The 11183-nt window shown below is 65.0% G+C and carries 8 protein-coding genes; 2 read left to right on the top strand and 6 right to left on the bottom strand.

Translation table 11 applies throughout. From position 1 onward, the window contains the following. The first annotated feature begins 11 nt into the window (after positions 1-11). Positions 12-3299 carry a maltose alpha-D-glucosyltransferase gene (gene treS / locus ACWGPT_RS17875; protein ID WP_452606987.1) on the top strand — a complete coding sequence of 1096 codons (3288 nt, stop codon included), beginning with the start codon at positions 12-14 and terminating at the stop codon, positions 3297-3299. After that, on the top strand, positions 3296-5500 hold the full coding sequence (gene glgB / locus ACWGPT_RS17870; protein ID WP_452606986.1) for a 1,4-alpha-glucan branching protein GlgB: 2205 nt from the start codon (positions 3296-3298) through the stop codon (positions 5498-5500). Before treS ends, glgB begins: the two co-directional genes overlap by 4 nt. Positions 5501-5507: 7 nt before the next feature. Here the strand turns inward: glgB and ACWGPT_RS17865 are convergent, their stop codons facing one another. The 6 genes from ACWGPT_RS17865 to mmsA form a co-directional block, all read right to left on the bottom strand. Beyond that, the gene (locus tag ACWGPT_RS17865; RefSeq protein ID WP_452606985.1) at positions 5508-6005 is read right to left on the bottom strand and encodes a cupin domain-containing protein; all 498 of its coding nucleotides are present in this window, start codon (positions 6003-6005) and stop codon (positions 5508-5510) included. Between the two features lie 70 nt (positions 6006-6075). Beyond that, complete coding sequence (locus tag ACWGPT_RS17860; protein ID WP_452606984.1) at positions 6076-6681, bottom strand: J domain-containing protein; 606 nt, start codon at positions 6679-6681, stop codon at positions 6076-6078. An 83-nt stretch (positions 6682-6764) separates the two neighbouring features. Continuing rightward, entirely contained in the window at positions 6765-7472 is a 708-nt protein-coding gene (locus tag ACWGPT_RS17855; protein ID WP_452606983.1) for a phosphatase PAP2 family protein, read from the bottom strand. A 29-nt stretch (positions 7473-7501) separates the two neighbouring features. Next, on the bottom strand, positions 7502-8320 hold the full coding sequence (locus ACWGPT_RS17850; protein WP_452606982.1) for a DUF1206 domain-containing protein: 819 nt from the start codon (positions 8318-8320) through the stop codon (positions 7502-7504). Between the two features lie 94 nt (positions 8321-8414). Next, entirely contained in the window at positions 8415-9605 is a 1191-nt protein-coding gene (gene mmsB / locus ACWGPT_RS17845) for a multiple monosaccharide ABC transporter permease (RefSeq protein ID WP_452606981.1), read from the bottom strand. Continuing rightward, a complete protein-coding gene (mmsA, locus tag ACWGPT_RS17840) occupies positions 9602-11164 on the bottom strand; it encodes a multiple monosaccharide ABC transporter ATP-binding protein (RefSeq protein ID WP_452606980.1) in 1563 nt (520 codons plus the stop codon). The genes mmsB and mmsA overlap by 4 nt, the downstream gene beginning before the upstream one ends. Positions 11165-11183 lie beyond the last annotated feature (19 nt).

Genomic DNA, 11183 nt, shown 5'->3' with positions numbered 1-11183 from the left:
GAGGAATGCGAATGGATACCCTGCAGTCGCAGGCGCGGATCGCCAGCGATCCCTTGTGGTACAAGGACGCGATCATCTACCAGCTCCACATCAAGTCGTTCTTCGATGGCAACGGCGACGGGATCGGCGACTTCCAGGGCCTGCACGAGAAGCTGGACCACGTGGCTTCGCTCGGGTGCACCGCGATCTGGCTTCTGCCCTTCTTCCCCTCGCCCCGCCGCGACGATGGATATGACATCGCCGATTACGGTGACGTCAGCCCGGACTACGGCACGATGGACGACTTCCGGCGTTTCGTCGAAGCGGCGCACGAGCGCGGCATCAAGGTCATCATCGAACTGGTCATCAACCACACCTCGGACCAGCATCCCTGGTTCCAGCGCGCCCGCCACGCACCGCCCGGGTCGCCGGAGAGGGAGTTCTACGTCTGGTCGGACACGGACCAGAAGTTTCCCGAGACCCGGATCATCTTCCTCGACACCGAAAAATCCAACTGGACCTGGGACCCGGTCGCCGGCGCCTACTACTGGCACCGCTTCTATTCCCACCAGCCCGATCTCAACTTCGACAGTCCGGCCGTCCTCGACGAGCTTCTGAAGGTGATGCGGTTCTGGCTCGAAACCGGCATCGACGGCTTCCGGCTCGACGCCATTCCCTATCTCATCGAGCGGGAGGGTACGATCAACGAGAACCTTTCCGAGACGCATGAGATCCTCAAGAAGATCCGCGCCGCCCTCGACGCCACGCATCCGGGCAAGATGCTGCTCGCCGAGGCCAACCAGTGGCCGGAGGATACCCGCGAATATTTCGGCGACGGCGACGAGTGCAACATGGCGTTCCACTTCCCGCTGATGCCGCGCATGTACATGGCGATCGCCAAGGAGGACCGTTTTCCGATCACCGACATCATGCGGCAGACGCCCGAGATCCCCGAGAACTGCCAGTGGGCGATCTTCCTGCGCAACCACGACGAACTGACCCTTGAAATGGTCACCGACGAGGAGCGCGACTATCTCTGGAACACCTATGCCGCGGATCGCCGCGCCCGCATCAATCTCGGCATTCGCAGGCGGCTTGCGCCGCTGATGGAGCGCGACCGCCGGCGTATCGAGCTCATGAACGCGCTACTGCTCTCCATGCGCGGCACGCCGGTGCTCTATTACGGCGACGAGATCGGCATGGGCGACAACATCTATCTGGGCGACCGTGACGGCGTGCGAACCCCGATGCAATGGTCGCCCGACCGCAATGGCGGCTTCTCCAAGGCCGATCCCGCCCGTCTCGTTCTGCCGCCGATCATGGACCCGCTCTACGGATACGAGGCGGTCAATGTGGAGGCGCAGGCCGCCGACGCCCACTCGCTACTGAACTGGACGCGGCGGATGCTGGCGCTCCGCGGCAAGCATCCCGCCTTCGGCCGCGGCAGCCTTCGCTTCCTCGCGCCCGGCAACCGGAAGATCCTCGCCTATCTGCGGGAATACGAGGGCGAGACGCTCCTGTGCGTCGCAAACCTCTCGCGCCTGCCGCAGGCCGTCGAGCTCGACCTGTCGGAGTTCGAGGGCCGCGTGCCGATCGAGCTGACCGGCATGTCGCCCTTCCCCCCGATCGGCCAGCTGACCTACCTCCTAACCATGCCCCCCTACGGTTTCTTCTGGTTCCAGCTTGTGGCCGAAGCCGACGGGCCTGCGTGGCGGAACCAGCCCCCGGAACAGCTCGACGACCTCCTCACCTTGGTCATCCGCCGCGACCTGCACGAACTCCTGGAAGAGAGCCGCCTTGCCGACACCCTGTCGCGGGAAATCCTCCCCGCCTATGTCTCCAAGCGCCGCTGGTTCGGCTCGAAGGGAGAGCGGCTGAACGGGGTGCGGCTCGTCTCGGCGACGACGCTGCCCTTCGTCGGCAACATCCTTCTCGGCGAGCTGGAAGCCGATCTCGAAGGCCATACCGAAACCTATCTCCTTCCCCTCGCCGCCGCTTGGGACGAGACGCATCCGACGGCACTTGCCCAGCAACTGGCGCTCTGCCGTATCCGCCAGGGGCGCCGCGTCGGTTTCCTGACCGACGGTTTTGCGATGGAGAGCATGGCGCGCGGTGTCATCCGCGCTCTTTGCGAAAGGTCGCGGGTTTCGGGGCGCGCGGGAACGCTGGAATTCCTCGGCACCGAGAGCCTGGACTGCATGGGCATGACCGACGACATGCAGGTGAACTGGCTTTCCACCGAGCAATCCAACAGCTCGCTGATCGTCGGCGACTTGGCGATGATCAAGCTGATCCGCCACATTTTCCCGGGCATCCATCCGGAAGTCGAGATGACCCGCTACCTGACCCGGGCCGGTTACCAGAACACCGCTCCGCTCCTCGGCGAAGTCGCGCGCACCGCGCCGGACGGCAGCCGCTACACGCTCATGATCATCCAGGGCGCCATCCGCAACCAGGGTGACGCATGGACCTGGATGCTCGGTAACCTGCGGCGCTGCATGGACGAAGTCCTCGTGACCGACGCCGGTGAAGAGACGATCCACGACCAGTTCCGGCCGCTGATCGACTTCGCCGGCACCATCGGACGCAGGCTCGGTGAACTCCATGTCGCGCTCTCGCAGGACACCGACGACCCCGATTTCCGGCCCGTCAAGGCGAAGCCCGAAAACGTGGCCACCTGGCGACAGTCGGTCACCTCGCAGGTCGCGACGGCGCTCGACATCCTGACGAACGAGGCCGGCGATCTCGACCCGACGGCATCGCAGCGCGTCCAGCCCCTTATTGCGCGGCGGGAGAAACTCCTGGACGCCGCCTCCCGGCTTGCCGATGTGGCGGAGGGCGCCCTGATGACGCGTCACCATGGCGACTTCCACCTCGGCCAGATCCTTGTCGCCGAAAGCGACGCCTACATCATCGACTTCGAGGGCGAGCCGGCCCGGGCTCTTGCCGACCGGCGCGCCAAGGCAAGCCCGCTCCGGGACGTCGCCGGCCTTCTCCGCTCGCTGAGCTATCTGGCCGCGACCGCCGACCTCGAGCAGGACGTGGTGGCCGACGCCGACCAGCCGCGACGCCGAGAGGTCGTGGGCCTCTTCGGGCGGGAAGCCGAGCAGGCCTTCCGCGAGCAGTATTTCGAGGCGACCGCGGCGGTGCCCGCCCTTGCCATGGACGCGGAGAAGACGAGCGCCATGCTCGACCTCTTCCTTCTCGAAAAGGCAGCCTACGAGATTGCCTACGAAGCGCGAAACCGCCCGAAATGGCTTCCCATCCCGCTCGAGGGCTTTGCCCAGATCGCAACGAGGCTCCTGGAGACTTCGGAATGAACCTTGAGCGTGCTGACCTTCTTGCCAATGTCGACAATGGCGCACTTCAGGCTCTCGTGGAGGGGCGCCATGGCGATCCCTTCGCAATCCTCGGTCGCCACACGGTCGGCCAGACCCATGTGGTGAGGACGCTGCTGCCGGGTGCAGCCTCGGTAGAGGTGATCGACGCCGACAGCGGCACGGTGATCGCGACGATGGAGCAGGTCTTCCACGGCGGCCTCTTCGCCGCCGATATCGGCAGCCGCGGCCGATACCGTTTCCGCATCCACTGGCCCGACGCGATCCAGGAGACGGAGGACCCCTACTCCTTCGGCCTCCTTCTCGGCGAGCTGGACCTTCATCTGATTTCGCAGGGGACCCATTACGACCTCGCCCGGGCGCTCGGCGCCCAGCCCATGGAAGTGGACGGCGTCTCCGGGGTCCGCTTCGCCGTCTGGGCCCCGAACGCGCGCCGCGTCTCCGTCGTCGGCGACTTCAATGCATGGGACGGACGCCGTCACCCAATGCGTCTCCGCCCCTCCGCCGGCATCTGGGAGCTCTTCGTCCCGCGGCTCGGGCCCGGCGAGCGCTACAAGTTCGAGATCGTCGATCGCAACGGCAATACCTTGCCGCAGAAGGCCGATCCGGTGGCGCGTGCAAGCGAGGCAGCGCCCTCCACCGCGTCGATCGTCGCCTCCAATGCGCCCTTCCGCTGGAGCGACGACGAATGGATGCATCGTCATTCGGCCCGCGAGGGAAAGGAGGCGATGTCGGTCTACGAGGTCCATCTGGAATCCTGGCTGCGCATACCGGAGGAAGGCAACCGCAACCTCGACTGGATCGAGCTCAGCCAGCGCCTGATCCCCTATGTCGCCGATCTCGGCTTCACCCATATCGAGCTCCTGCCGATCATGGAGCATCCCTTCGGCGGCTCCTGGGGCTACCAGCCGCTCGGCCTTTTCGCGCCAACCGGCCGCTACGGGACGCCGGAAGATCTGGCCTATTTCGTGGACCGCTGCCATGCCGCCGGGCTCGGCGTCATACTGGACTGGGTGCCCGCCCATTTCCCGACCGACGTCTGGGGCCTCGCGCGCTTCGACGGCACCGCACTCTACGAGCACGAGGATCCGCGAGAGGGTTTTCACAAGGACTGGAATACGCTGATCTACAATCTCGGGCGCAACGAGGTGAAGGGTTTCCTCATCGCCAGCGCGCTGGAATGGCTGGAGCACTACCATATCGATGCGCTACGCGTCGACGCGGTCGCCTCCATGCTCTACCGCGACTACAGCCGCAATGCCGGCGAGTGGATTCCGAACAAGTATGGCGGCCGCGAGAACCTGGAATCGGTCGAGTTCTTCAAGCACCTCAACAGCATCGTCCACCAGCGCTGCCCGCATGCCTTCACGGTCGCGGAAGAATCGACCGCCTGGCCGGGCGTGACCCGCCCGCCCGAGGAAGGCGGGCTCGGCTTCGACTTCAAGTGGAACATGGGCTGGATGCACGACAGCCTGCACTACATGGAGGAGGACCCCGTCTACCGGAAATACCACCACGGGATGATGACTTTCGGCATGGTCTACGCCCATTCGGAACGCTTCGTGCTGCCGCTGTCCCATGACGAAGTCGTCCACGGCAAGGGCTCGCTTCTCGGCAAGATGCCGGGGGACATGTGGCAGAAGCATGCCAACCTCAGGGCCTATTTCGGCTTCATGTGGGCGCATCCCGGAAAGAAGCTGCTGTTCATGGGCGGCGAGATCGCCCAGCTTGCCGAGTGGAACCACGACAGTTCGGTGCACTGGGACCTGCTGGACGATCCGATGCATGCGGGCGTCCAGCGGCTGGTCCGCGACCTGAACCGCCTCTACGCGTCCGAGCCGGCGCTCCAGTACGGCGACCTTCATCCGGAGGGGTTCGAATGGGCCGTGGGAGACGATGCGGAGAATTCGATCTTCGGAATGCTGCGCTGGCCGCAGGATCGCGCGTCCTGCATTCTCGCCGTGTCCAACATGACGCCGGTGCCCCGCCACGGCTATCGCGTCGGCGTGCCGCGCGCCGGCCGCTGGGAGGAGGTCCTGAACTCCGACGCCGCCTGCTACGGCGGCTCCAACCTTGGCAATGTCGAGGCCTGGACGGAGGCCGTCCCGGCCCACGGGAAGGAACAGTCCCTGCATCTGGTCCTGCCGCCGCTTTCCACCATCTACCTTCGCTGGAGAGGGTGACGGTCGCTCAGCCGGCATTGCCCCAAAGCTCGCCGACGGCCTTGCCGCCGAGCGGATCGCTTTCCGGCAACGGAAGCGTCGCGATGATGTGAAGCCCCGCCTCTCCCGGCGCATTTCGCCGAAGCTCTGGGTCCTGGCCCGGCGGATAGGCGCCGATCACCAGGAAATCGTCGCTGGCGGAAAGCCGGCAATGGCCCGTACCGGCGGGCAGGATCAGGCAATCGCCGGCGGACACCTCGACTTCCGGGCCCCCCGGTCCGCCCAGCATCACGACGCCCCGTCCGCGTGCGATCCCCAGCACCTCATGCGCCATGGTGTGATAGTGGTGATAGTCGAAGATGCCGTTTCGCCAGATCCCCTGCCAGCCGTTGCGGGCAAAGAATCTCTCGAAGGTCGTCGCGAGATCGCCGCCTTCCGCCCGGATGCCCTTGCAGGTGATCACCGGGAGCACCGGATTGTTGGGAACCCAGTCGTTCTGCGACAGCACGAAATGATCGATCACCATCTTCCCTCTCCATGCTCCTTGCGCGGGCTAAGCCAGGAGGCGGGGCGACGGCCGCGACCAGTGGCGGCGGCTATTCGGCGGCGCTTTTCGCTTCCACCTCGATCTCGTAGGAATAGCCTTCCAGCATCTGGTAGGCCTGCTCGATGGTGGCGATCTGCACCTCGGCCTTGCCGATGGCCTCGGTTATCGAATCGCTGCGCGCCCGCATCATGCTGCCGAGGAAATCGGTTTCCGGCCGCCGTCCGATCCGGTCCATGTGGTTGCGTATCCGCGCCCTGTGCCGCTCCAGCTCGAGAATGTGGAAGCGCACGTTGACGATCCTGTCGGTGAGCTTTCGCCGCATCGCGGCCACCGGATCGAAGCTGCCCGGCTCCCGCTCGTCGAGGATGAAGTCGTTGATCAGCCCCTCGAGCACCAGCAGGCCCTCGAGGTCCTTGGTATCGGCCAATGTCGGGTCGTAGCCCGTCTCGTCGAAGACCTTGCGGCGCACGGGGTCGCAAAGCAGTTCGTACGAGGTCTTCAGCCTGGCGAAGGCGTCGATGTCGCCCCCGGTGTCCGGATGGGCGTTCTTGGCGCGCTTGCGATAAGCTGTCTTGACCTGTGCGGCATCGGCGTCTCGTTCGACACCGAGGGTCTCGTATGGATCGATCAACGTGTCCCACCTGATTTCGGCCATGCTCCAGCCCGATCAAGGTCTAAAGGTTGATGCCGTTCCGCTCAAGCACGAACCTCGTTTTCCCCATCGGCGAGCTATCCGCCTTAGCCCGGTGTTTGGGCGATATAACGGCGGGCGACCAGCCAGCAGATAAGCGCCCAGGTGGCGCCCGCGCACCAGCCGCCGAGCACGTCGGTCGGATAATGCACCCCGAGATAGACCCGGCTCAGGCCGATGATGAAGGTCAGGAAGACCGCGACGCCGATCATGTAGAGCCGCATCGCCCGCCTCGCCTCGCCGCGTGACAGAAGCGCGCCCAGCGTAAGATAGGTCGCCGCCGCCAGCATGGCGTGGCCGCTCGGGAAGCTCAGGTCGTGGACCTCGACGAGATGGGGCACGATGTCCGGCCGGGGACGCGCGACGCCGAGTTTCAGCAGCGCGCTCAATACCCAGCCGCCGACCACGGCGGCGAAGGTGAAGACGGCGATGGCCCGGCGTTTGGCCAGAAGAAGGTAGCCGGTGATGATGACCGTCATCAGCGACAGCACGGTCGTGCCGCCGAGCGCGGTGATGTCGTCCATGGCATGGGGAAGCCAGAAGGGACCGATCGGCCTGTGCAGGTCGTCCGACTGCCGCAGCAGGAGAAGGATGCTCTCGTCGAAGGCGCGCGTGTCGCCCTCCATCACCTCTCCGGTCAGCTGCAGGAAGACGAAAAGCCCGCCGGCCGCGGCCGCGAAGAGAATGAGCGTCGCCGGCTCGAAGGTCATGATCCGGTCGATGAGCTTGCGGCCGACCTGCCGATGAAACGCCATTCTTCACTCCCCTGGATTATCGCCGACGCTCACGTCCGCAGGACGCGCCCGGCATCACTTAAGGACGGTTCGCGGATAATGCGATATCTCGCCTCGATCAGGCCATAGGCCCCGAAGGCAAAAAGTCCGAGGGCAGCCAGACCGTAGAGCGGTCCGCCGAACGGCAGGCTTCGCACCCAGGTGAGCGCATCCGACGTGCTTCCCGCCTGGCCGGCATCGACGGCCCAGGCTGCGAACAGGAAGAACCCGCCGACGATGACGAAGATCGCGCCACGGGCGGCAAGACCGTACATGCACAGAAGATCGAGGAGACGCTTGTGCCGGCCGGCGATGCGGACGAACTTCTCGTAGCCTCTCGTGACCCCCTTGTGGACCTGCACGCCGCCGGCGCAGACTACCGCCAGGCCGACCGCCGCCACGAGATAGGGGCCGAACGGTTGCTCCATCAGCCAGCTGGTCCAGCTTTCCCGGCTGTTGCCGGCGCCATCGCCGAGGGAGATCTTCAGCGCCTGCCCGATGGCATAGGCGGCAAGGCCGGTATAGGTGGCGGCGCTCACGAGGAGAGCCGCGCGGATCACCAGCCCCTTGGCATCGTTTTCCTGATGGTCGGCGTCGAGAAGAGCCTGGGCCAGCCGCCAGACGATGAAGAAGACCAGCCCGATCCCGATCAGCCCCAGCCACGCCGCGCCGAGGGGCTGCTCCAGAACCAGCTTCAGCGCGGATTGCGAATCCGCCTCCCCGCCCCCGACCGTCGAAAGCAGCGCCATGCCGCCCACGAGGATGTAGACGATGCCCCGCGCCGCATAGCCGAAGCGCGCAAGCCACTCGAACCGCAGTTGATCCCGCATCCGCATTCTCCCGTTGAGACAGGCGAACGCGCAGCGCTGCGGCCGGTTCCGGCATCGGCCGGCCCCGGTGGTGGGACCGTGCAGGTACTTTTCATCAGCGGCGCTGGTTGTAGACGTCGACGCAGACCGCCCCGAGCAGGACGAGCCCCTTGATCACCTGCTGGTAGTCGATGCCGATGCCGAGGATCGACATGCCGTTGTTCATCACGCCCATGATGAATGCGCCGATCACCGCGCCGGTGACCTTGCCGACGCCGCCATAGGCCGACGCGCCGCCGATGAAGCAGGCGGCGATGACGTCGAGCTCGAAGCCGAGGCCGGCCTTCGGAGTGGCCGTGTTCAGTCGCGCCGCGAAGACGAGGCCCGCCAGCGCGGCCAGCACGCCCATGTTGACGAAGGTGAAGAAGGTCAGCCGCGCCGTCTTGATCCCGGAGAGTGCCGCCGCCTTCTCGTTGCCGCCCACCGCATAGATCTGGCGCCCGAGGATCGTCCGGTTGGTGAAGAAGGCATAAGCGGCGATCAGGAGCGCCATGATGATCAGGACGTTCGGCATGCCGCGATGCGAGGAGATGAGGTAGGCGATGTAGCCGACGATCGCGAACATCACGACGTTCTTGGCGAGGAAGAAGCCGAACGGCTCCGTCTCGACATCGTGCGAGATGCGGCGTGCGCGGCCCTTGAAGTTCTGCCAGACCAGGAGCCCGGCTAGCCCCAGTCCGAGGATCAGCGACGTGACGTAGAGCCCGTTCGCGGCGGTGATCAGTTCGGGGATGTAGCCGGAGGAGAGCTTCTGGAAGGTCGGATCGAACGGCCCGATCGAGCGACCGCTCAGGACGGCGATCATCAGGCCCCGGAAGACCAGCATGCCCGCGAGCGTCACGATGAACGACGGGATCTTGAAATAGGCGACCCAGAAGCCCTGCATCGCCCCGATCAGCCCGCCCAGCGCAAGGCACAGCAGGCCCGCCACGACGAAGTTCATGTCGTACTGGACCATCATCACGGCGGCAACCGCGCCGATGAACCCGGCGACGGACCCGACCGACAGGTCGATGTGGCCGGTCACGATCACCATCAGCATGCCGAGCGCCATGATGACGATGTAGCTGTTCTGCAGGATGATGTTGGTGACGTTGAGCGGCTTCAGGATCACGCCGCCGGTGGCGAAATAGAAGAACACCACGATCGCGAGCAGCGACATCATCATGCCGTACTCGCGAAGGTTTTCCTTCCAGAATCCGGCGCCCCGCTGCGGCGACGTCATCGTGTTTGGCGGGTTGCTCATTCTTCCCTCTCCTTGCGGCGCATGATGGCACGCATGATGTTTTCCTGTGTGGCCTCCGCTCCGGCCACCTCGCCGACGAAATCGCCCTCGTGCATCACCATGATCCGGTCGCAGATGCCGATGAGTTCGGGCATTTCGGAGGAGATCACGACGACGCCCTTTCCGGCCCCGGCCAGTTCGTTGATGATCGAATAAATCTCGTATTTCGCGCCCACGTCGATGCCGCGGGTCGGCTCGTCGAGGATCAGCACGTCCGGGTGGGTGAACAGCCATTTCGACAGCACGACCTTCTGCTGGTTGCCGCCCGAAAGCTTGCCGGTCTCCTGGTAGACGTTGTGGCTGCGTATCCGCATGCGGCTGCGGAATTCCTGCGCCACCTTCATTTCGCGGATGTCGTCGATGACGCCGCGCGAGGAAACGCCGCCCAGATGGGCGAGCGTGATGTTCTTGCGGATATCCTCCGACAGGATCAGCCCGAGATGCTTGCGGTCTTCCGTGACATAGGCAAGCCCGGCCTTGATCGCCCGGTGCACGTCGGAGAGGTCGGCGTCGCGGCCGTGCAGGCGCACGGTGCCAGTGATGTCGCGCCCCCAGGAGCGGCCGAACAGGCTCATGGCGAACTCGGTGCGGCCGGCGCCCATCAGCCCGGCAATCCCAACGACCTCACCCGCCCGCACCCGCATCGAGACGTTCTTCACCACATGCCGTTCGGCATGCTGCGGGTGGTAGACCGACCAGTCCTTCACCTCGAAGATCACGTCGCCGATTTTCGGCTCGCGCTTGGGATAGCGGCTCTCCATGTCGCGATCGACCATCCGCCGGATGATCTCGTCCTCTTCGACGACGCCTTCGTGGCAATCGAGCGTGCCGACGCTGCGGCCGTCGCGCAACACCGTGATGCGGTCGGCGACCGCCGAAATCTCGTTCAGCTTGTGGGAGATCAGGATCGAGGTGATGCCGTGCTCGCGGAATTCCTTCAGGAGTTCAAGAAGCGCCGCGCTGTCCCTCTCGTTCAGGCTGGCGGTCGGCTCGTCGAGGATCAGCAGGCGCACGTCCTTCGACAGCGCCTTGGCAATCTCGACCAGTTGCTGCTTGCCCACGCCGATATTGGTGATCAGCGTGTCGGGCGCCTCGTCCAGCCCCACCTTGGCGAGAAGCGCCTTCGTCCGCTCATGGACCGCGGACCGGTCTATGACGCCGAAGCGCGACGGCGGATTGGACAGGAAGATGTTCTCCGCGATCGACATCAGCGGAATGAGGGCGAGTTCCTGGTGGATGATGATGATGCCGAGCGCCTCGGAATCGTTGATGTCGCGGAACTCCCGCTCCTGCCCGCCGAACAGGATTGTGCCCTCGTAGCTGCCATGGGGATAGACCCCCGACAGCACCTTCATGAGCGTCGACTTACCGGCGCCGTTTTCGCCGACGAGCGCATGGATCTCGCCTTCGCGCACGGTGAAGCTGACATCGGAAAGCGCCTTGACGGCGCCGAAGGACTTGGAGATGCCGCGCATCTCCAGAATTGGCGGCTGGTCGGCCGAAACCACGGGTGCAAGCATCCGCATACTCCGTCTTGAG

It is taken from the genome of Pseudorhizobium sp. NPDC055634 (genome assembly GCF_053618655.1).
This window is presented reverse-complemented; position numbering and strand designations above follow the sequence as displayed.